General features: G+C 70.6%; 17 protein-coding genes, 3 tRNA genes and 1 pseudogene. 13 read left to right on the forward strand and 8 right to left on the reverse strand.

Annotated features, from left to right (window positions below):
- The first annotated feature begins 66 nt into the window (after nt 1-66).
- The 3 genes from OG257_RS26100 to OG257_RS26110 are packed head-to-tail and all read left to right on the forward strand — an operon-like array spanning nt 67 to nt 1501.
- Nucleotides 67-657 (forward strand): NADPH-dependent FMN reductase, encoded by a 591-nt coding sequence (locus OG257_RS26100; protein WP_329211282.1) that lies wholly within the window; start codon nt 67-69, stop codon nt 655-657.
- 59 nt (nt 658-716) lie between these two features.
- Nucleotides 717-1055 (forward strand): divalent-cation tolerance protein CutA, encoded by a 339-nt coding sequence (cutA, locus tag OG257_RS26105; RefSeq protein ID WP_329211284.1) that lies wholly within the window; start codon nt 717-719, stop codon nt 1053-1055.
- Entirely contained in the window at nt 1052-1501 is a 450-nt protein-coding gene (locus tag OG257_RS26110; RefSeq protein WP_329211286.1) for a gamma-glutamylcyclotransferase family protein, read from the forward strand. Before cutA ends, OG257_RS26110 begins: the two co-directional genes overlap by 4 nt.
- Here the strand turns inward: OG257_RS26110 and OG257_RS26115 are convergent.
- Nucleotides 1464-3542, reverse strand: coding sequence for a molybdopterin oxidoreductase family protein (locus OG257_RS26115; RefSeq protein WP_329211288.1), 2079 nt, complete (start codon nt 3540-3542; stop codon nt 1464-1466). The genes OG257_RS26110 and OG257_RS26115 overlap by 38 nt on opposite strands.
- Before the next feature lie 67 nt (nt 3543-3609).
- Nucleotides 3610-4350: a SanA/YdcF family protein gene (locus OG257_RS26120; RefSeq protein ID WP_329211290.1), complete on the reverse strand. Its 741-nt coding sequence runs from the start codon at nt 4348-4350 to the stop codon at nt 3610-3612.
- A gap of 190 nt (nt 4351-4540) precedes the next feature.
- Here OG257_RS26120 and OG257_RS26125 point away from each other — a divergent pair, with 190 nt between their 5' ends.
- The 5 genes from OG257_RS26125 (at nt 4541) to OG257_RS26145 (ending at nt 11490) form a co-directional block, all read left to right on the forward strand.
- On the forward strand, nt 4541-5458 hold the full coding sequence (locus tag OG257_RS26125) for a sirohydrochlorin chelatase (RefSeq protein ID WP_329211292.1): 918 nt from the start codon (nt 4541-4543) through the stop codon (nt 5456-5458).
- Nucleotides 5459-5494: 36 nt separating this feature from the next.
- Nucleotides 5495-6835 (forward strand): deoxyguanosinetriphosphate triphosphohydrolase, encoded by a 1341-nt coding sequence (locus OG257_RS26130; RefSeq protein ID WP_329211294.1) that lies wholly within the window; start codon nt 5495-5497, stop codon nt 6833-6835.
- Nucleotides 6836-6940: 105 nt separating this feature from the next.
- Nucleotides 6941-8200 carry an NAD(P)/FAD-dependent oxidoreductase gene (locus tag OG257_RS26135; RefSeq protein ID WP_329211296.1) on the forward strand — a complete coding sequence of 420 codons (1260 nt, stop codon included), beginning with the start codon at nt 6941-6943 and terminating at the stop codon, nt 8198-8200.
- Between the two features lie 91 nt (nt 8201-8291).
- Entirely contained in the window at nt 8292-10202 is a 1911-nt protein-coding gene (dnaG, locus tag OG257_RS26140) for a DNA primase (protein ID WP_329211298.1), read from the forward strand.
- Nucleotides 10203-10401: 199 nt separating this feature from the next.
- Nucleotides 10402-11490, forward strand: coding sequence for an RNA polymerase sigma factor (locus OG257_RS26145; protein ID WP_329211300.1), 1089 nt, complete (start codon nt 10402-10404; stop codon nt 11488-11490).
- Between the two features lie 71 nt (nt 11491-11561).
- Here the strand turns inward: OG257_RS26145 and OG257_RS26150 are convergent, their stop codons facing one another.
- The 4 genes from OG257_RS26150 to OG257_RS26165 all read right to left on the reverse strand — a co-directional run bounded on the left by OG257_RS26150 (nt 11562) and on the right by OG257_RS26165 (nt 17164).
- The gene (locus OG257_RS26150) at nt 11562-13487 is read right to left on the reverse strand and encodes an ABC transporter ATP-binding protein (RefSeq protein WP_329211302.1); all 1926 of its coding nucleotides are present in this window, start codon (nt 13485-13487) and stop codon (nt 11562-11564) included.
- On the reverse strand, nt 13487-15220 hold the full coding sequence (locus OG257_RS26155; protein WP_329211304.1) for an ABC transporter ATP-binding protein: 1734 nt from the start codon (nt 15218-15220) through the stop codon (nt 13487-13489). Before OG257_RS26155 ends, OG257_RS26150 begins: the two co-directional genes overlap by 1 nt.
- A gap of 116 nt (nt 15221-15336) precedes the next feature.
- Nucleotides 15337-16782, reverse strand: a complete 1446-nt coding sequence (locus OG257_RS26160; protein ID WP_329211306.1) for an FGGY family carbohydrate kinase — start codon at nt 16780-16782, stop codon at nt 15337-15339.
- Between the two features lie 70 nt (nt 16783-16852).
- Nucleotides 16853-17164 carry a YtxH domain-containing protein gene (locus OG257_RS26165; protein WP_329211308.1) on the reverse strand — a complete coding sequence of 104 codons (312 nt, stop codon included), beginning with the start codon at nt 17162-17164 and terminating at the stop codon, nt 16853-16855.
- Nucleotides 17165-17345: 181 nt separating this feature from the next.
- On the opposite strand from OG257_RS26165, the gene OG257_RS26170 reads away from it, so the two are divergent.
- The 4 genes and pseudogenes from OG257_RS26170 to OG257_RS26185 all read left to right on the forward strand — a co-directional run.
- Nucleotides 17346-17418, forward strand: a tRNA-Asn gene (locus tag OG257_RS26170).
- A gap of 5 nt (nt 17419-17423) precedes the next feature.
- Nucleotides 17424-17496 (forward strand) — tRNA-Asn (locus tag OG257_RS26175).
- 212 nt (nt 17497-17708) lie between these two features.
- Nucleotides 17709-17782 (forward strand) — tRNA-Ile (locus OG257_RS26180).
- Between the two features lie 151 nt (nt 17783-17933).
- Nucleotides 17934-18110: pseudogene (locus OG257_RS26185) on the forward strand (VapC toxin family PIN domain ribonuclease); the annotation flags it as partial.
- A 422-nt stretch (nt 18111-18532) separates the two neighbouring features.
- Here OG257_RS26185 and OG257_RS26190 read toward each other — a convergent pair.
- Both OG257_RS26190 and OG257_RS26195 read right to left on the reverse strand, forming a co-directional pair.
- Nucleotides 18533-18667 carry a hypothetical protein gene (locus tag OG257_RS26190; RefSeq protein ID WP_329211310.1) on the reverse strand — a complete coding sequence of 45 codons (135 nt, stop codon included), beginning with the start codon at nt 18665-18667 and terminating at the stop codon, nt 18533-18535.
- Nucleotides 18668-18866: 199 nt separating this feature from the next.
- Entirely contained in the window at nt 18867-19400 is a 534-nt protein-coding gene (locus OG257_RS26195; protein ID WP_329211312.1) for a hypothetical protein, read from the reverse strand.
- Nucleotides 19401-19788: 388 nt separating this feature from the next.
- On the opposite strand from OG257_RS26195, the gene OG257_RS26200 reads away from it, so the two are divergent.
- A complete protein-coding gene (locus OG257_RS26200) occupies nt 19789-20679 on the forward strand; it encodes a LysR family transcriptional regulator (RefSeq protein WP_329215354.1) in 891 nt (296 codons plus the stop codon).
- Nucleotides 20680-20697: the final 18 nt, after the last annotated feature.

The raw sequence follows: 20697 nt of genomic DNA on the forward strand, positions 1-20697 counted from the left end.
TCCACCGTAGGCCGTGGCACGCCGCGACTTGACCTCAATCATGGTTGAGGTGTGAGTCTGCGGTGCATGGACATCGACACGAACGTTCCCACCGCATCCGCCGCCCCGCTGAAGGTGGCCGTCATCCTCGGCAGCAACCGCGAGGGCCGCTTCGGTCCCGTCGTCGCCGAGTGGTTCCTCGACCGGGCCGCGGGCCACCCGGACATCGAGACCGACTTCATCGACGTCGCCGAATCGGAGGCCCCCTCTCCCCATCCCGGTGCCCGACTCGCGCACGTCGCACCCCAGTTGGCACAGGCCGACGCCTTCGTCGTCCTCACCCCCGAGTACAACCACTCCTACCCGGCCCCGCTGAAGAACCTCATCGACCGGCACTACGCCGAATGGCAGGCCAAACCCGTGGCCTTCGTCAGCTACGGAGGAATCTCCGGCGGCCTGAGGGCCGTTGAGCACCTCCGCCAGGTCTTCGCCGAGCTGCACGCCGTCTCCGTACGCGACACCGTCTCCTTCCACAACGCGGGTGCGCTCTTCGACGACCGGGGCAGGCCCAAGGACCCGGCACCCTCCGACGCCGCGGCCAAGACGATGCTCGACCAGCTGGTCTGGTGGGGACGCGCCCTGCGTGAGGCCAGGGAACGGCATCCGTACGGCGCCTGACCCGTCCGGGGACGACAATCGAGGGGCCCGTACGCCGTCGAGACCGAGGAGCCCCGGGGATGACCGAGCCGGCATGGCTGACCGTACTGACCACGACGGACAGTGAGGAGAAGGCCCACCTCCTGGCCCGGGGCGCCGTGGAGGCACGCCTCGCCGCCTGTGCCCAGATCTCCGCACCCGTCACCTCCGTCTACCGCTGGCAGAACGCCATCGAGACCACCGAGGAATGGCAGGTGCTGTTCAAGACGAAGGCCGAGCGGTACGACGAGCTGGAGGCGCACCTCGCCGCGGCGCACGACTACGACACCCCGGAGATCATCGCGACGCCCGTGGTGCGCGGCAACGCCGGCTACCTCGCCTGGGTGACGGCGGAGACGTCATCCGCGGCGGCCCTGTGACCGACGCGGTACTGCCGTTCTTCGTGTACGGCACGCTGCTCCCCGGCGAGCGCAACCACGACCTGTTCCTGCGGGGCCGCACGAGCGCGGAACAGCCGGCGGTACTGCCGGGAGCCCTCCTCTACGAGGGCCCCGGATATCCGTACGCCGTCGAGGGCCACGGCACGGTCCACGGCGCACTCGTGACCGCCGCGCCCGGGTCGTACGGCGAACTGCTCGGGCTCCTGGACCACCTGGAGGAGTACCTGGGCCCGGACCACCCGCGCAACCTGTACGAACGGGTGGTCCGGCAGGTGATCCCCGGACCGGGGCCGGCCGAGCCGGTCCGCGCCTGGGTCTACTTCGCCGCCACCGCCGTCACCCGCACCCTGCGCACGGGCGGGACACCCATCCCCTCCGGGGCCTGGCTCACCCGGCGGCCTCCACCCGCACCGCGCACACCTTGAACTCCGGCATGCGCGACACCGGGTCCAGGGCCGGGTTCGTCAGGGTGTTGGCCCGGCCCTCGCCCGGCCAGTGGAACGGCATGAACACGGTGTCCTGCCGGATCCCCACCGTGATCCGGGCGGGCGCGACCGCCCGCCCGCGCCGTGAGGTGACCGCGACCCGATCGCCCTCCGCCACCCCGATCCGCTCGGCGAGCCGCGGATGCAGCTCCACGAAGGGGCCCGGCGCGGCCGCGTTCAGCTCGTCGACCCGGCGGGTCTGCGCCCCCGACTGGTACTGGGACACGACCCGCCCCGTGGTCAGCACGACCGGGTACGCGGCATCCGTCTCCTCCGCGGCCGGCCGGTGGGTGACCGGCACGAACCGGGCCCGCCCGTCGTCCGTCGCGAACCGGTCGAGGAACAGCCGAGGCGTCCCGGCGTGCTCCTCGTCCGGGCAGGGCCAGAACACCCCGTCCTCCGCCGCGATCCTGGCGTAGGTGATGCCCGCGTAGTCGGCGGGCCCGCCCGCCGAGGCCCGCCGCAGCTCGTCGAAGACCTCCTCGGGATCGGCAGGGAAGCCCTTCCCGTGCCCCAGGAGCCCGGCCAGGGCGTTCAGCACCTCCAGATCGCTGCGCACCCCCGGCGGAGCCGTGACCGCCCGCTGCCGCAGCAGCACCCGGCCCTCCAGATTGGTCGTGGTGCCGCTCTCCTCCGCCCACTGGGTCACCGGCAGCACCACATCGGCCAGCGCCGCCGTCTCCGACAGCACCACATCCGCGACGGCCAGGAAGTCCAGGGACCGCAGCCGCTCCTCGATGTGCCCGGCGCGCGGGGCGGAGACGACCGGGTTGGAACCCATCACCAGCAAGGACTTCACGTCCTGCCCCAGCGCGTCCAGCAGCTCGTACGCGCTGCGCCCCGGCCCCGGCAGCGAGTCGGGGTCGACGCCCCAGACCCCGGCCACGTGGCGGCGTGCGGCCGGATCGGTGAGCTTGCGGTAGCCCGGCAGCTGATCGGCCTTCTGGCCGTGCTCCCGGCCGCCCTGGCCGTTGCCCTGGCCGGTCAGGCAGCCGTACCCGGACAGCGGACGCCCCGCCCTGCCGGTGGCCAGGCAGAAGTTGATCCACGCACCGACCGTGTCCGTCCCCTTCGACTGCTGCTCGGGACCGCGCGCGGTGAGCACCATCCCGGTCTCCGCACCGCAGAACATCTCCACCGCCTCGCGCAGTTGCGGCACGGGCACCCCGGTGATGCGCTCCACCAGCTCCGGCCAGTGCGCCATCGCACCCGCCCTGGCCCCGTCCCAGCCGTTCGTGCGGGCGCGGACGAACTCCTCGTCCACCCGCCCCTCCGCCACGACCAGATGCAGCATCCCCAGCGCGAGCGCCAGATCCGTGCCCGGCCGGGGCGTCAGATGCAGATCGGCCTGCTCGGCGGTCCTCGTGCGGCGCGGATCGATGACGATCAGCCGGCCGCCGTTCTCCCGCAGCTCGGTCAGATAGCGCAGCGCGGGCGGCATCGTCTCCGCGAGGTTCGAGCCGACCAGGATCACGCACCCGGTCCGCGGAATGTCCTCCAGGGGGAACGGCAGCCCCCGGTCGAGCCCGAACGCCCGCTGGTGCGCCGCGGCAGCCGACGACATGCAGAAGCGCCCGTTGTAGTCGATCTGGGACGTGCCGAGGACGACCCGGGCGAACTTCCCCAGCGCGTAGGCCTTCTCGTTGGTGAGCCCGCCGCCGCCGAAGACACCCACCGCGTCCGCCCCGTGCCCGGCCCGCGTCCCGCGCAGCGCACCGGCGATCCGGTCCAGGGCCTCGTCCCAGCCGGCCGGCACCAGCTCGCCGCTCACCTCGTCGCGCACGAGGGGCTCGGTCAGCCGCACACCGGCGGCGAGCACGGCGGGCGCGGTGCGCCCCTTGCCGCACAGGGCACCCCGGTTGACGGGGAAATCGGTGTGCTCCACGACCTCGGGCACCGCGCCATCGGTACCCGGTCGCAGTTTCATCCCGCACTGCAGCGCGCAGTACGGGCAATGGGTGGATGTCTCGGTGCGGGCCATACACCCAGCGTGCGAGCCGGGTATTACGGACACCGGTGCGTCCGGTTACGCCCCCGGTACGCGCACCTCAGCCCCGGCCGCCCCCGGCGGTGAGGTCGGCGGCGAGCGCCTCCGTCACTCCGGGCTCGCGCGGCCCCAGGAAGTGCGGATCCGGTTCGAACACGGCGTCCAGGGCGGCCTTGCCCGCCGCGAACACCTCCCGGGTCCCGCCGTAGTACCAGGTCGCATCGTGTACGGCGTCGACCCCCACCCCGTACGCGTCGATTCCGGCGGTCCGGCACAGGGCGATCGCCCGGCGGATGTGGAAGCCCTGGCTCACCAGGACCGCCCGGTCGACCCCGAAGATCTTCTTGGCCCGGACACAGGAGTCCCAGGTGTCGAACCCGGCGTAGTCGCTGACGATCTGCCCGTCCGGCACCCCGCGCCCGGTGAGGTACGTGCGCATGGCATCCGGCTCGTCGTACTCCACCCGGCTGTTGTCCCCGGTGACGAGCACGACCTTGACCTTGCCGCTCCGGTAGAGCTCGGCGGCGGCATCCAGCCTGTGCGCGAGGTACGGCGTCGGCCTGCCCTCCCACAGTCCGGCCCCGAACACCACGGCGACCTGCTGCGACGGGGCGTCGGCCGTGGTCCGCACCCGGGCGTCCGCCGCGGCGTGCAGCCAGGTCGCGGGCGCCAGGGCCACCACGCAGAAGGTCATCAGCCCCTGCACCAGCCGCCGCTGCCCGCGCCGTGAGCGCGGCAGCCGCGGCCGTGCCGCCGCGAGCCACGCCGGAGCCTTCGGCCGCCTCAGTGACCTCAGCCGCATGAATCCCCCTGTCCGGTACCGGTTCTCTCATGTAACGGGACGAACAGAAGGGGCAAAGGGTTCGCCGAACAGGCCGGCTGATGCGAAACGCCGGTCCTGACACCGGCCGCGGCCGGCCCGTGTGGACAGCGGAAAACCCCCGTCACCGGTGCGAAACGGCACGGCAACGTCCGCCCGGCACCATCGGTCCATGACGGAGACGGCACCGGAACACCCTCGTGAGCCCCTGCCCCTCGACAGCACGGCGCAACTCCTGACCCGCATCACCTCACAGCTCGGAACCCAGCTCAGCCTCGTCTCCCTGAACGGAACCCGCAGGCCCATGCACCGCACCCGGAACGACGCCCACCGCGGCAACGAGGGGCCCCCGGCCCCCACCCTGGTCGCCGTCGCGCACGGCAGCCGGAACCCACAGGCCCTGCACACCGTCCAGGAGCTCCTGCAACGGGTACGGGACCTGCGCCCCGGCCTCGACGTACGGCTCGGCCACATCGAACTGAACGAACCGCTGCTTCCGGCGACGCTGGACGCCATCCCGGCGGGCGACGCCGTACTCGTGCCGCTGCTGCTCGGCCGCGGTCACCACGTCAGGCACGACCTGCCACTGGCCGCATCGGCGGCGGGCCACCTGCGCACCCGGATCGCCGCACCCCTCGGGCCGCACCCGATGCTCGTCGAGACGCTCTACGAACGGCTCGTCGACGCCGGCTGGCAGGCCGAGGACGGCCGGAGCCGCAGCGCCGCCGTCGTGCTCGCAGCCGCCGGATCGCGCGATCCGGACTCCGCCGTCGACACCCGCCGCACCGCACGCATGCTCAGCGACCGTCTCGGCGGAGTGCCCGTCGTACCCGCGTACGCGTCGGCTGCCACACCCACCGTCCCCGTCGCCCTGCGCGCCCTCGCCGCACGAGGCCGGCACCGGGTCGCCGTCGCCTCGTACTTCACCGCACCCGGACGTTTCGCCACGGCGGCAGCCGCCGCAGCACCCTGGATCGCCTCCGCACCGCTCGGCGCACACCCGTCCATGGCACGGCTGCTGCTGCACCGGTACGACCGGGTGACGGCCGAAGGATCCCTGGCGGGCGAGCGACTGCTGGCGTCGGCCTGAGCCGTCCTGTCGGCCCGGCCGTTTACTGTCGAGGTCATGGACGGTACGCACGACATCCGGGACACACAGGAGTACACCGCCACGCCCTACGGCACGGCCGACACCGAGCGCTGGGACACCGAGCCCGACAAACGGCCCGGCCGCACCGCGTTCCAGCGCGACCGCGCCCGGGTACTGCACTCCGCCGCCCTGCGCAGGCTCGCCGGAAAGACCCAGGTGGTCACCCCCGGCACCCGGGGCCACGCCTGGGACGCCAGCCCCCGGACCCGGCTCACACACTCCCTCGAATGCGCCCAGGTCGGCCGCGAACTGGGCGCCGCGCTCGGCTGCGACCCCGATCTCGTCGAGACGGCCTGCCTCGCCCATGACATGGGCCACCCGCCCTTCGGCCACAACGGCGAACAGGCGCTCAACGACTTCGCCTCGGACTGCGGCGGCTTCGAGGGCAACGCCCAGTCGCTGCGCCTGCTGACCCGGCTGGAGCCCAAACGGTTCGTCCGCGACACCCGGAGCGGCGAGCTCGTCAGCGTCGGGCTCAACCTGAGCCGCGCCGCCCTGGACGCAGCCACCAAGTACCCCTGGCCGCGCGGCGGGCACCCGACCGATCCCGGCTCACCGAAGTTCGGGGTGTACGAGGACGACCTGCCGGTCTTCGAGTGGGTCCGCAAGGGCGCGCCGCAGGACCGCAAGTGCTTCGAGGCCCAGGTCATGGACTGGTCCGACGACGTCGCGTACTCCGTGCACGACTTCGAGGACGGACTCCACGCCGGGCACATCGACCCCAGCTGCCTCTTCGCCGAACCGGAGCGCAGGGACATCTGGGAGGTCGCCATCGGCCGTTACGTCCCCGCGGACACCGACCCGCAGGAGCTCGCCGACGCCCTCGACCGGCTCGTCGCCCAGGACTGGTGGCCGCACGGCTACGACGGGTCCGCCGTCGCCCAGGCCCGGCTCAAGGATGCGACGAGCCAGCTCATCGGGCGGTTCTGCCTCGCCGCCGAGTCCGCCACCCACGGCGCGTACGGACCGGGACGGCTCGGCAGGTACGGCGCCGAACTCGTCGTCCCGCCCGAGGTCCGCAACGAGTGCGCGGTGCTCAAGGCCGTCGCCGACCGTTACGTCATGCAGCGCGCCGAGCAGGAGGCCATCCGCGCCGACCAGCGGATCGTCATCGCGGAACTCGCCGCCGCGCTCACCGCCCGCGCCCCTGAGGGCCTCGAACCGCAGTTCCGTGCCCTGTACGGGGCGGCGCCCGACGACCGTGCCCGCAAGCGCGTCCTCGTCGACCAGATCGCCGCCCTCACGGACGCCTCGGCGCGCTCCTTGCACGGGACTCTCACCGGGGTTCGGCAGACTGGTCCACGACAGGGCACATGACACCTGGATGTGACCGATCGGGGTACACCCTCTTTCGCCATCACGCTGCGTGCGGGACGCTCGCAGCTGGCGGCGCCGCGCAGCACAGCACCGAGGAGGCATCAAGTGGTCGACGCAAACCGGACGTTCGTCATCGTCGGCGGAGGACTGGCAGGAGCCAAGGCGGCCGAGACACTCCGGGCGGAGGGCTTCACCGGCCGGGTGATCCTGATCGGCGATGAGCGCGACCATCCGTACGAACGGCCTCCCCTGTCCAAGGGGTATCTGGCCGGGAAGGAGGACCGGGACAGCGTCTTCGTCCACGAGACGGCCTGGTACGCCCGGGCGGACATCGAACTCCACCTGGGCCAGGTGGTCACGTCCATCGACCGGGACGGCCGCTCCGTACAGCTCGGTGACAACACCGTCGTCCACTACGACAAGCTGCTGCTCGCCACCGGCGCCGAACCGCGCCGCCTCGACATCCCGGGCACCGACCTGGTCGGCGTCCACCACCTGCGCCGCCTCGCCCACTCCGACCGGCTGCGCAACGTGCTCGCCGCCCTCGGCCGGGACAACGGCCATCTGGTCATCGCGGGGGGAGGCTGGATCGGTCTGGAGGTCGCTGCCGCAGCCCGGGGCTACGGCGCGGAGGTCACCGTCGTCGAACCCTCCGCGACCCCTCTCCACCACGTCATCGGCCCGGAGCTGGGCCAGATCTTCACCGATCTGCACACCGAGCACGGCGTCCGCTTCCACTTCGGCGCCCGCCTCACCGAGATCACCGGGCAGGACGGACTGGTCCTCGCAGCACGCACCGACGACGGTGAGGAGCACCCCGCCCACGACGTGCTCGCCGCGATCGGCGCGGCACCGCGCACCGCGCTCGCCGAGGCGGCCGGGCTGGACATGGCCGACCGGGCGCACGGCGGCGGCGTCGCCGTGGACGCCTCCCTGCGCACCTCGGACCCGCACATCTTCGCCGCCGGGGACATCGCCGCCGTGGACCACCCGCTGCTCGGCACCCGGCTGCGGGTGGAGCACTGGGCCAACGCGCTGAACAGCGGCCCGGCCGCCGCCCGCGCCATGCTCGGCCAGGAGGTGTCCTACGACCGGGTCCCGTACTTCTTCTCCGACCAGTACGACCTCGGGCTGGAGTACTCGGGCTGGGCACCGCCGGGCTCGTACGACCAGGTGGTCATCCGCGGGGACGCGGGGAAGCGGGAGTTCATCGCCTTCTGGCTCAAGGACCGCAGGGTGCTCGCCGGGATGAACGTCAATGTGTGGGATGTCACCGAAAGCATCCAGGACCTGATCCGGGCCGGGCAGCAGACCGACCCGGACGCCCTGGGCGACCCGTCGGTGCCGCTGGCGTCCCTGCTCTGACCCGTCGGACACCCGGGACGGCCGGCGGCCTGCGCACCGGCCCCGCCGCCGGCCGGTCCCGGATGTCCGACCCCACCCGTAGACTTCACTCGTGGCAGGCAGGATCAATGACGACGACGTGAAGGCGGTCCGGGACGCGGTCCCGATCGACGCCGTCGTCTCCGAGTACCTCCAACTGCGCAACGCGGGCGGCGGAAACCTCAAGGGGCTGTGCCCCTTCCACGACGAGAAGTCCCCCTCCTTCCAGGTGAGCCCGAGCAAGGGTCTCTTCCACTGCTTCGGCTGCCAGGAGGGCGGCGACACGATCGCCTTCGTGATGAAGATCGACCACCTCACCTTCTCCGAGACGGTCGAGCGCCTCGCCGCCAAGGCGGGCATCACCCTGCGGTACGAGGAGGGCGGCTACAACCCCTCCCACCAGCGCGGCGAACGCATCCGGCTGGTCGAGGCGCACAAGATCGCCGCCGATTTCTACCGCGAGCAGCTGGACGGCCCCGAGGCGGAGATCGGCCGCAAGTTCCTCGCCGGGCGGGGCTTCGACCAGGATGCCGCGGCGCACTTCGGCGTCGGATACAGCCCCGCCGGCTGGGACCACCTCACCCGCTATCTGCGCGGCAAGGGCTTCAGCGACAAGGAGCTCATCAGCTCCGGCCTCTCCCAGGACGGCCGCCGCGGCCCCATCGACCGCTTCCGCGGCCGGCTCATGTGGCCGATCAGCGACACCTCCGGAGAGATCGTCGGCTTCGGCGCCCGCAAGCTCCGCGACGACGACAACGGCCCGAAGTACCTCAACACCCCCGAGACCTCGATCTACAAGAAGTCCCAGGTTCTGTACGGCATCGACCTGGCCAAGAAGGACATCGCCAAGGTCAGCCGGGCCGTCGTCGTCGAGGGCTACACCGACGTCATGGCCTGCCACCTCGCCGGGATCACCACCGCCATCGCCACCTGCGGAACATCGTTCGGCAACGACCACATCAAGATCCTCCGACGGCTCCTGATGGACAACGGCAGCGCCCGCGTCATCTTCACCTTCGACGGGGACGCCGCCGGCCAGAAGGCGGCCCTCCGCGCCTTCGAGGACGACCAGAAGTTCGCCGCCGAGACCTACATCGCGATCGCCCCGGACAACATGGACCCGTGCGACCTGCGACTGGCCAAGGGCGACGACGCCGTCCGCGACCTGGTCGAACCCCGCACCCCTCTCTTCGAGTTCGCGCTGCGCCAGATCGTCGGGCGCTACGACCTGGAGACCCCGGCCGGCCGCGCGGCCGCGCTCGACGAGGCGGCTCCCGTCGTCGCCCGGATCAAGAACAGCTCGTCGCAGCACGAGGTCGCCGTCCAGCTGGCCGGTCTGCTCGGCATCCTCGACACCCAGTTCGTGGTCAAGCGCGTCGGCCAGATCGCCCGCTGGGCCCGTGACCGGGGCGGCGACCGCGGCCCCGCACAGGGCGGCGGCCCCTCCCGCGGCGGCCCCCCGCAGCAGGCCCAGGCCCCCTCGGCCCCCTCCGGCCCCGCGCTCAACCTCCGCAGCCCCGCCCACCGCACCGAGCGCGAACTGCTCAAGCTCGCCCTGCAGAAGCCCGCCCTGGTCTCCCCGGCCTTCGACGCCTACGGCATCGACGAGTTCACCGCGCCGCCCTACGCGGCGGTGCGCCAGTGCATCGCGGAGGCGGGCGGCGCCGAGCAGGGGCTGGCCGAGACCCGCGACTACCTGGTCAACGTCCTGGACGTGGCGCCCGACGACACCGTGCGCAACCTCGTCACCGAGCTCGCCGTCGAGGTGTTCCACGGCAAGTCCATCGACGAGACGTACGCGGGCATGCAGCTCGTCCAGGTCCGCCTGCGCGCGGTCGACCGCAGGATCGACGACGTCCAGGGCAGCCTCGCCCGCCTGGGAAGCAACGTGGCCCCCGACCATCTGGCCGCCGCGCAGAACGAGGTCTGGGTCCTCCAGCAGTACGCCCAGTCGCTGCGGAGCAACGGCGCCGACGCGCTCTGATCCGTACAGCTGCCGGCCCCGTCCGGTAATCACCCGGTCACGGACCGGACTCAGAAAGTCACCGCACGCCCCTCGTGGCAGCGATGTGTCGTACCCCACACTGGGTGCCGGTGCCTGAGTCATCGGAGCGCGGACGGTCCACCGAAGGCGCGGACCCCCATCCCCGCGATCCGGCAGCGATCACCTGGAGGTCGCCCCCGTGCAGACCCGGACCGTGACGACCACGACCGAGCATGTCCCGGCGATTCCCGCGCAGAACCGGGCCACGCGTCATCCCGAGGCGGCAGGTCCGCCCCAGGGTGCACCCGACCCGGTGATGGAGGAACCGGTGGAGGTTCCCGAACCCCCGGAGCCACGGAGCCGCACGGAAGCCGGCGGTCCGTCGTCCGATCTCTTCCGCCAGTACCTGCGGGAGATCGGACGGATTCCGCTGCTCACCGCCGCCGAGGAGGTGGAACTGGCGCGCCGCGTCGAAGCGGGACTGTTCGCCGAGGAACGCCTCGCCGGCACCCCTGACCCGGACACCCGGCTCGCGGTCGATCTGGACCGGCTCGTGGTGATGGGACGCATGGCGAAGCGGCGGCTCATCGAAGCCAACCTCCGCCTCGTCGTCTCCGTCGCCAAGCGCTACGTCGGCCGCGGACTGACCATGCTCGATCTGGTCCAGGAGGGAAACCTCGGGCTGATCAGGGCCGTCGAGAAGTTCGACTACGCCCGGGGCTACAAGTTCTCCACGTACGCGACCTGGTGGATCCGCCAGGCGATGTCCCGCGCCCTCGCCGACCAGGCCCGGACCATAAGGGTCCCGGTGCATGTCGTCGAGCTGATCAACCGGGTCGTGCGCGTCCAGCGCAGGCTGCTCCAGGAGCGCGGCTACGAGCCGACCGCCGAAGAGGTGGCCGTCCAGCTCGACCTGACGCCCGAACGGGTCGGCGAAGTCCTGCGTCTCGCCCAGGAGCCGGTCTCGCTCCACGCCCCCGTCGGCGAGGAGGACGACGTCGCCTTCGGTGACCTCATCGAGGACGGCGACGCCACGTCGCCCGTCGAGTCCGCCGCGTTCCTCCTGCTGCGCGAACACCTGGAGGCGGTGCTCTCCACCCTCGGCGAGCGGGAGAGGAAGGTGGTCCAGCTCCGCTACGGGCTGGACGACGGCCGGCCCCGCACGCTGGAGGAAATAGGACGGATCTTCGGTGTGACACGCGAACGCATCCGGCAGATCGAGTCCAAGACCCTGAACAAGCTGCGGGACCACGCCTTCGCCGACCAGCTCCGCGGCTACCTGGACTGACCGGCCGGCCCGGCGGCAGATGCCGACGGGCCGCCCGGCTGGCAGCCGGACGGCCCGTCAGCACGCCTCTGCTAGTCGACCTCGGCCAGCGCCTGCGCGAACTGCGCCGCGTACAGCCGGGCATAGGCGCCCTTGGCCGCCAGCAGCTCGTCGTGCGTGCCCTGTTCGACGATCGAGCCGTTCTCCATCACCAGGATCACGTCGGCATCCCGGATCGTCGAGAGCCGGTGCGCGATGACGAAGCTCGTCCGGCCGTGCGCGAGACGGGCCATCGCCTTCTGGATCAGCACCTCGGTACGCGTGTCCACCGAGCTGGTGGCCTCGTCCAGCACCAGGATCACCGGGTCCGACAGGAACGCCCGCGCAATGGTGATCAGCTGCTTCTCGCCCGCGCTGACCCCGGAGCCCTCGTCGTCGATCACCGTGTCGTAGCCGTCCGGCAGGGTACGGACGAAGCGGTCGGCGTGGGCCGCCCGCGCCGCCTCCTCGATCTCCTCCCGGGTGACCTCGCGCGAAGCGCCGTACGCGATGTTCTCCGCGATCGTGCCGCCGAACAGCCAGGTGTCCTGGAGCACCATCCCTATGCCCGACCGCAGGTCGTCGCGCGACATCCTCGCCACATCGACGCCGTCGAGCGTGATCCGGCCGCCCGTCACGTCGTAGAACCGCATCAGCAGATTGACCAGCGTCGTCTTGCCGGCGCCGGTCGGACCGACGATCGCGACGGTGTGGCCGGGCTCCACACTCAGCGAGAGATCCTCGATGAGCGGCTTCTCCGGGTCGTACCTGAAGGACACGTTCTCCAGCGAGACGTTGCCGCGCAGCTCCCCGGGCCGCTCGGCCTCCTCCGGGTCGGGATCCTGCTCCTCGGCGTCCAGCAGCTCGAATATCCGCTCGGCGGAGGCGACACCCGACTGCACCAGGTTCGCCATGGAGGCGACCTGGGTCAGCGGCATCGAGAACTGGCGCGAGTACTGGATGAACGCCTGCACGTCACCGATCGACAGGGCACCCGACGCCACCCGCAGCCCGCCGACGACGGCGACGAGCACGTAGTTCAGGTTCGAGACGAACATCATCAGCGGCTGCATGATCCCGCTGTTGAACTGCGCCCTGAAGCCCGCCTCGTACAGGGCGTCGTTCTGCTCGGCGAAGTCCTTCGCGGACTCGTTCTGCCGTCCGAAGACCTTCACCAGGGTGTGCCCGGTGTACATCTCCTCGATGTGGGCGTTGAGCTTGCCCGTCACCTTCCACTGCGCCACGAACTGCGGCTGCGAGCGCTTACCGACCCGGGCCGCGACGAACACCGACAGCGGGATCGTCACGAGCGCCACCAGGGCGAGCAGCGGCGAGATCCAGAACATCATGATCAGTACGCCCACGATGGTCAGCAGGGAGTTGATGAGCTGGCCCATCGTCTGCTGCATCGTCTGCGAGATGTTGTCGATGTCGTTGGTCGCCCGGCTCAGCACCTCGCCGCGCTTCTGCCGGTCGAAGTAGGACAGCGGCAGCCGTGCCAGCTTCGTCTGGAGGTCCTCGCGGAGCTGGAAGACGACCCGGTTGATCACCCGGATCGACAGCCGGGTCGACACGAGCATCAGCAGACCCGCGCCGACGTAGATCACCAGGGCCGCCAGCAGGACGTTGCCCACCGCGCTGAAGTCGATGCCCTCACCGGGGGTGAAGTCCACCCCGGACAGCATGTCGGCGAGCCCGCCGCTGCCCCGCTCCCGCAAGCCGTCGATGGCCTGCTCCTTCGTCGTGCCCTCCGGCATCTGCCGGCCGACGACACCCGCGAAGATGAGGTCCGTGGCCCCACCGAGGATCTTCGGCCCGACCACCGAGAGCGCCACGCTCAGCGTTCCGGCGCCCAGCATCAGGTACAGCGAGGACTTCTCCCTGCTGAACCTCTTCACCAGCCGCTTCCCGGACCCCTTGAAGTCCATGGACCGCTCGGTAGGCCCTCCGGCCATCATCCGTCCGCCCGGCCCTGCCATCAGGCGGCCTCCGCTTCCGTCAGCTGGGAGAGCACGATCTCCCGATAGGTTTCATTGCCGTCCATCAGCTCGTGATGGCTGCCCGTCCCGACGACCCGGCCCTCGTCCAGGACCAGGATCCGGTCGGCGTCACGGATGGTGGACACCCGCTGCGCCACGATCACGACGGTCGCTCCCGCCGTCTCCTGGGACAGCGCCCGGCGCAGCGCGGCGTCCGTCGCGTAGTCCAGCGCCGAGAAGGAGTCGTCGAAGAGGTATATCTCCGGCTGCTGCACCAGCGTCCTGGCGATCGCGAGGCGCTGCCGCTGACCACCGGAGACATTGGTGCCGCCCTGCGAGATCGGCGCGTCCAGACCGTGTTCCAGCTGTTCCACGAACTCCTTGGCCTGGGCCACCTCCAGCGCGTGCCACAGCTCCTCGTCGGTCGCGTCGGGGTTTCCGTACCGCAGGTTCGTCGCGACCGTGCCCGAGAAGAGGTACGGCTTCTGCGGGACGAGGCTCACGGTCTTGGCAAGCAGGACCGGATCCAGCGTCCGCACGTCCGTGCCGTCGACCAGCACGGCGCCGTCCGTCACGTCGAACAGCCGCGGTACGAGCCCGAGGAGCGTCGACTTCCCGCTGCCCGTCGACCCGATGATCGCGGTCGTCTCGCCGGGCCTCGCCACGAGGTCGACCGAGCGCAGGACGGGCTCCTCGGCCCCGGGGTAGCGGAACTCCGCGCCCCGCACCTCCAGATGGCCGTGCTTGCGCAGCTCCGTGACCGGGGCCGTCGGCGGCACCACGCTCGAGTCGGTCTCCAGGACCTCCTGGATGCGCTCGGCACAGACCTCGGCACGCGGCACCATCATGAACATGAACGTGGCCATCATCACGGACATGACGATCTGCATCAGATACGCGAGGAACGCGGTCAGCGCACCGATCTGCATGCCGCCGCTGTCGATGCGGTGCGCACCGAACCAGACCACGGCGATGGACGACAGATTCACCACCGTCATGACGACCGGGAACATCAGGGCCATCAGCCGGCCCGTGGACACGGCCACATCCGTCAGCTCGGTGTTGGCGCCGCGGAAGCGCCGCTCCTCGTAGCCGTCCCGGACGAAGGCGCGGATCACACGGTTACCGGTGATCTGCTCGCGCAGCACCCGGTTCACCGTGTCCAGCCGCTCCTGCATCGTGCGGAACAGCGGCCGCATCTTCTTCACGATGAGGCTCACCGAGACACCGAGGACCGGGACCACGGCCAGCAGCACGGCCGACAGCGGGACGTCCTGCCCGAGCGCCATGATGACGCCGCCCACGCACATGATGGGCGCCGAGACCATCAGCGTGAACGCCATCAGGACGAGCATCTGGACCTGCTGCACGTCGTTGGTCGTGCGGGTGATCAGCGAAGGAGCACCGAAGCGCCCGAACTCGCGTGCGGAGAACGACTGCACCCGGTCGAAGACGGAGGCCCGCACGTCCCGCCCGAGCGCGGACGCGGTCCGAGCCCCGTAGTAGACGGCGCCGATGTTGCAGAGGACCTGGGCGATGCTGACGGCGATCATCACGCCGCCGAACTCCAGGATGTAGCCCGTGTCTCCCGCGACGACACCGTTGTCAATGATGTCCGCGTTGAGGCTGGGCAGATAGAGAGTGGCGCAGGTCTGCAGGAGCTGGAGCAGCACCAGCAGCACGATGGGGGTTCTGTACGGGCGCAGGTAGGCCCGCAGGAGTTTTATGAGCACGCGTGTCTCTCGGAGTCGGCGGACGGCAAAGGCCGCTCCATCCTGCGGTACGCCGACCCACAACTTCCAACACTTTTGCTCAAGCCCAGGTCAAATCAGGCCGGCTCCCGCACGCCTCAGACGGCGCCGCCGAACGCCCCCGGATGCACCTGGTCCCGGGTCGCCCGGTACTGCTGGCGCACGGCCCGGCCGACCGCCAGCTCCTCGCCCGGCTCCAGCACCTGCGCCGCCGCACCCTGCCAGGCCGGGGGAGTACGCGGGTCGAGGGACCCCCGGGAGACCCCGAGCGCCCACGCCGCCTGCCGGGCGGCACCCAGCGCCGCGTACTGGGCGGGCTGCGGCACGACGACCTGCGTACCGAACACCGCGGGGGCCAGCGCCTGCACGGCCGGCAGCTCCGCCGCCGCACCCAGCAGGAACACGCGCCGCACCTCCACGCCCCGGCCTCGCAGCACATCCAGCGCGTCGGCCAGGGAGCACAGCATTCCCTCGAAGGACGCCCGCGCCAGATGCTCCGGCTTCATCGACTCGCGCCGCAGCCCGCTCAGCGTTCCCGCGGTGTGCGGCAGCTGCGGGGTGCGCTCGCCCTCCAGGTACGGGAGCAGCACGAGCCCCGAGGAACCCGGTGTCGACTTCAGGGCCAGCGCGGACAGCTCGTCCAGATCGGCCAGGCCCAGCATCTCGGCCGTGCCGCGCAGCGCACGTACCGCGTTCGACGTGTGGACCACCGGCAGGTGCATGCCGGTCGCGTCGGCGAAGGAGGTGATCATTCCGCTCGGATCGGCCAGCGCCTCGTGGTGCACGGCCATCACCGAACCCGAGGCGCCCAGCGACACCACGGCGTCACCGGCGGCGACCCCGAGCCCGAACGCCGCGCCCATCGTCTCGCCGGTGCCCGCCGAGATCAGCAGCCCCTCGGGTGTCGTACCCGCGGCGTCCGACGGACCGAGCACCTCGGGCAGTGCGGCCTGGTGGCCGAGGGCCAGTTCCACGAGATCGGGACGGTAGGAGCCGGAGCCCGCCGACCAGTAGCCCGTGCCGGACGCGGCACCGCGGTCGGTGGTCCGGCGGTTGGGCCGGCCGAGCAGCTGCCACACCAGCCAGTCGTGCGGCTGCACCACGGCGGCGACGCGCTGCGCGTTCTCCGGCTCGGTCCGGGCCAGCCAGCGCAGCTTCGCCACGGGCTGCGCGGCCTGCGGGACGGACCCGACGGCCTCGGCCCAGGCCTGCCGGCCGCCCAGTCCGTCGATCAGATCGGCCGCGGCGACCTGCGCCCGCCGGTCGTTCCCGAGCAGCGCCGGACGTACGAGATTGCCCTGGCGGTCCAGCGGCACCAGACCGTGCTGCTGCGCGCACACGCCGATGGCCTGCACGCCTTCGAGCAGACCGCCGGAAGCCGCCTCACCGAGTGAGAGCAGCCATGCCTGCGGATCCACCTCGGAGGCCTTGGCCTCGATGGGGTGCGCGGCGTACCCCTGCCGCAGCACCGCACCCGAGTCCGCGTCGCAGACGACGATGTGAGTGAAGGCGGATGAACTGTCCAAGCCGGCGACTATGCCCATACACAGATTCTGCCGCACCGGCGGAGCTTTGCCGTACCGGGCGCCACTCGGCACCCGGTAACGGGCCGGGTCAGGTGTTCGTCGTGCCCCAGTCGTCGCTGCCGCTGTGACCGTTGTGGCCACTGCGCTCCCGCAGCGAACGCACCCGGTCGGAGACGGAGACCGGCACCTTGTCCCCCACCTTCTCGCTCACCGAGTGGTAGGCCTTGCCCGCGAACTCCCGGCCACCGGTCGCGGCGGACTCCGCCGCGTTGCGCACGGCGGGATTCTCGGCGAACCGCTGCGCGGACTTCTTCAGCTGCTCGTAGCGCTCGCGGCCGGCTCGCGTGCCGAGCACGTAACCGAGGGCCACTCCGGCGATGAACGTGAGCCGGTACCGCATGGCTGCCACCCTTCCTTCGCTCTGTGGGACGTGTGCTGGCCGCCTACCCGCGCGCACCCGAGATCACCCCGGGCCATACCGATTGGCGGAGCACCCCCCTGCTTGCGCTAATGTATGTGTCGCAGCGAACGCGCGCCGCTCGGCAGCCGCCAGGTAGGTACGATTCGATGCAACGCAGCAATCCCCTGTAGCTCAATTGGCAGAGCAGCCGGCTGTTAACCGGCAGGTTACTGGTTCGAGTCCAGTCGGGGGAGCGCGATCCCCTGTAGCTCAATTGGCAGAGCATTCGGCTGTTAACCGGAGGGTTACTGGTTCGAGTCCAGTCGGGGGAGCGGTAAGGAAGAGGACCCCTCGGGGTCCTCTTTCGTATGCCCGCCGAAGCCCTCCCGACGACTCTTTCGGGGCGATTTCGCACCGGCCGGAACCGGGCAGCACGCAGCGCGGTCTTCATGGTCATGCGAAGCCGACCATCCGCAGCAGGAGATCGTATGACCGGCTATGCTGCGGCAGACGGTGCGCACACATGTACGCGCCACGCCGAAACGGGGCGGTAGCTCAGCCGGTTAGAGCAGCGGACTCATAATCCGTCGGCCGTGGGTTCGAGTCCCACCCGCCCCACCCAGCATCCCCAGGCAGAAACGTTCTGACCTGGGGAAACGCGTTTTTCTGGGGCGTTTTCCGTGCAGCGGACGCTGCCCGGAGATGCGGCGAACGTGAGGCCTCGCACTTCAAGGCGAGCCTTGTGCGGCCTTGACCTGGGGTTTTGTGCGACACCGCGCAGTACAAGCTCACCCTGCGGGCGCAGCACCGCGCCGCTGGAGCCATCGACCTCCTGGTGTGTGCGACAGCGGTCCATCACGGTCACACGGTGCTCCACGTGGACAACGACTTTGCCACAGTGGCGGCGGTCCTCAAGGAAGTGCAGCAACGGGACGCACGCGCCTGACTCTTCGCCGGCATCGAACGCGAACCGGTTCACGCGGATAGCCACATAACTGGGCGATTCCCACGCCGGGCTCACCCGGATACGGCATCCCGACGCACGGCCGACAGGCCGCCTCGTGCGGCCGGTCCGTCGACTTCGGTCCGCCGCCGGGCAAGACCCGCAGGAGATCCCCATCGGGACCTCACCGAGGCGGATCTCGATGCCCTGCATGTGGCGCCGCCTCGAGTCGCCCTTGCAGGGCGTGCCCTCGGCAGCGCCGCGCGTGCTCGTTGAACGGGAGCCGGACGCCGGCCACAACGTCAGGGAGCGGTCCCCCGGCAGCGGCCCCCCACACCAAGGCGCTTTCGTGGAGCCCAGGCGTAGCCGTGGCCGTCAACGGACCGGTGCCTCGCGTGAGCCCCTCCGCGAGAGCGTTCAGGAATTCAGCGAATGACGAGCAAGCCGCCCAGTTCGACGGCAAGGCCGTCCCACGGCGCGACCGCGTAGTCGGCGACGGCAAAGGGCACCGGGTCGCCCCAGAGCTCATCGGCGCTTTCGCTGGTGCCGCGAACGGTCACGATCGCCTCCAGCGGCAGCAGATGACGCTGGGCGAGAAACAGGGCAGGGTCGGGACGGGAGTCGGTGCGCCTGTGAGGGCAAGCTGCTCATCAACGTGAACGGGCCCGGACCCGTTCACCGCCGTGAGCGGGAAGAGTCCGGGCTCGAGGTGTTCTCAGGCGGCATCAGCCCGGCTGCATGACGGTCATGGCGCGGTGATCAGTCGGCGGATTCCCAGAAGAAGGAGGAGCAGGTGTCCCTCAGGACGCTGCGACTGCCGTAGTCGCCCAGGCAGACCCGGTAGGTGATCCATCCGTCCTCGGGGATGTCCATGTCGATGTCGAGCCTGGTGTACTTGCTGTAGTGGTTCCAGTCGCGTATGTAGTCGCTGCCGCCTACATCGGAGCGCTCGTACTCCACCACCACGGAGTGCCCGTCACCAACGTTGTCCCAGACCAGCAGGTGGTCGCCGTCATGGACGAACGACGCCGAGCCGGCACAGCTGTTGCTCCAGGTGCACTTGTCGCCGGTGTGCGGCCCGGACGTGTGCGTCACGGTGTACCCGGCCGCGGAGGCGGTGCCGGCCAGGGGGAGTACGGCCAGAACGGCCGCACAGGCGGCGCTGGAAAGCGCCATGCGCTTCTTCATTGCGGTGATCCTTACGTTGATTGCGCTCACCGGTGGCTGGTCCGTGGTGGGCGGGGTGGTGAGGGTGTGGCGGCCGTAGCAGCCCAGCAGCAGGGCCTGGGGCATCGCAGGGAACCCAATGAGCGCTGCGGTGGAGTCCCTGCGGCGGACCTTCGATCAGCCGTACAGGCCTGGCCGGTACCGGCCCGTCAGACTCTTGACCGTGACACCTTCGACGCCAGGGGCATCAGTCCAGACAGTGCCACCAGATTTCGACACTCATCGGCCGACGGACGTCAGGACATGAAATCGGTCAGCGTGCGACTGTCCACGAGCCCCTTCTCCGTATGCGAGCGGTGTGAGCACGTCATCTCCCTGCGCGCCTGCGCTGAGTACCGATGGGCGTCCTCGGAGAGGACGTGACCCACGATGCGGCGCGGGATACGGGCGAACAACCCCCGACTGAACATGGTCTGATAACCCCGGAGTTATCGGTGGAGGCTGGGGGCACGTGATGGAACTACGAGACATCGAGATCTTCCTGACTCTGGCCGAGGAACTGCACTTCGGCCGGACCGCAGACCGGCTGCACGTGTCACAGGCGCGAGTGAGCCAGTCGATCGCCAAGCAGGAGCGACGGATCGGCGCGCGCCTCTTCGCCCGGAGCAGCCGCAAGGTCGAGCTCACCGCCATCGGAGCTCAGCTGCGGCAAGACCTCGGTGCGGGTTATCAGCAGATACTCGACGGCACCCGCGCGGCCACCGCTGCTGCCCGGGGCACCACGAGCACGCTGACCATCGGTCTGCACGGGCCCCAGGTGCACTACTACCCGCACGTCATCGGCCTCTTCCAGGCCCGGCACCCCGAGGTCCGGCTCCGCGTCCAGGAGATCAACTTCTCGGACCCCTTCGGCCCCCTCCGGAACGGCTCGGTCCAGGTGGCGACCTCCTGGCTGCCGGTCCGTGAGCCGGATCTCACCGTTGGTCCAGTGATCGCGACCAAGCGCCTGGTCCTCATGGTGGCCGCCGATCATCCTCTTACCGCCCGCAGCAAGGTCAGCATGGAGGACCTGGCGGACTGGCCCCTGCCGTACTCCGCAGCACCCATCCCCGAGTACTGGCAGCAGACGCTCGTGCCCACCCACACCCCCGGCGGCCGGCCGATCCGGCGCGGGCCCAAGGTCTCCACGATCCAGGAAGTCGCCGCCGTCGTCGCGGCAGGTGAGGCGATCTGCCTCGTCCACGGCGACGCCGCCGACTGCTACCAGTGGCCCGGTCTCCGGTACCTGCATCCGTACGACGCCCCGATGGGAACCTGGGTCCTCATCTGGCCCACGGCCGGGGAGACGGACCTTGTCCGGGCGCTCGCGCAAGCGGTGCAGGACTCAGGGCTGAGCGGAAGGTGACGAGACGCCGGCGCCGGG

This window comes from Streptomyces sp. NBC_00683, assembly GCF_036226745.1.
In the GTDB taxonomy this organism is placed as follows: Bacteria; Actinomycetota; Actinomycetes; order Streptomycetales; family Streptomycetaceae; genus Streptomyces.

What these genes read in the sequence shown, in the direction of transcription:
- OG257_RS26100 (WP_329211282.1), top strand. Translation starts at nt 67, where the DNA reads ATGGACATCGACACGAACGTTCCCACCGCATCCGCCGCCCCGCTGAAG.
- cutA (WP_329211284.1), top strand. Translation starts at nt 717, where the DNA reads ATGACCGAGCCGGCATGGCTGACCGTACTGACCACGACGGACAGTGAG.
- OG257_RS26115 (WP_329211288.1), bottom strand. Translation starts at nt 3,542, where the DNA reads ATGGCCCGCACCGAGACATCCACCCATTGCCCGTACTGCGCGCTGCAG.
- OG257_RS26120 (WP_329211290.1), bottom strand. Translation starts at nt 4,350, where the DNA reads ATGCGGCTGAGGTCACTGAGGCGGCCGAAGGCTCCGGCGTGGCTCGCG.
- OG257_RS26125 (WP_329211292.1), top strand. Translation starts at nt 4,541, where the DNA reads ATGACGGAGACGGCACCGGAACACCCTCGTGAGCCCCTGCCCCTCGAC.
- OG257_RS26130 (WP_329211294.1), top strand. Translation starts at nt 5,495, where the DNA reads ATGGACGGTACGCACGACATCCGGGACACACAGGAGTACACCGCCACG.
- OG257_RS26150 (WP_329211302.1), bottom strand. Translation starts at nt 13,487, where the DNA reads ATGGCAGGGCCGGGCGGACGGATGATGGCCGGAGGGCCTACCGAGCGG.
- OG257_RS26160 (WP_329211306.1), bottom strand. Translation starts at nt 16,782, where the DNA reads ATGGGCATAGTCGCCGGCTTGGACAGTTCATCCGCCTTCACTCACATC.
- OG257_RS26165 (WP_329211308.1), bottom strand. Translation starts at nt 17,164, where the DNA reads ATGCGGTACCGGCTCACGTTCATCGCCGGAGTGGCCCTCGGTTACGTG.
- OG257_RS26195 (WP_329211312.1), bottom strand. Translation starts at nt 19,400, where the DNA reads ATGCCCCAGGCCCTGCTGCTGGGCTGCTACGGCCGCCACACCCTCACC.
- OG257_RS26200 (WP_329215354.1), top strand. Translation starts at nt 19,789, where the DNA reads ATGGAACTACGAGACATCGAGATCTTCCTGACTCTGGCCGAGGAACTG.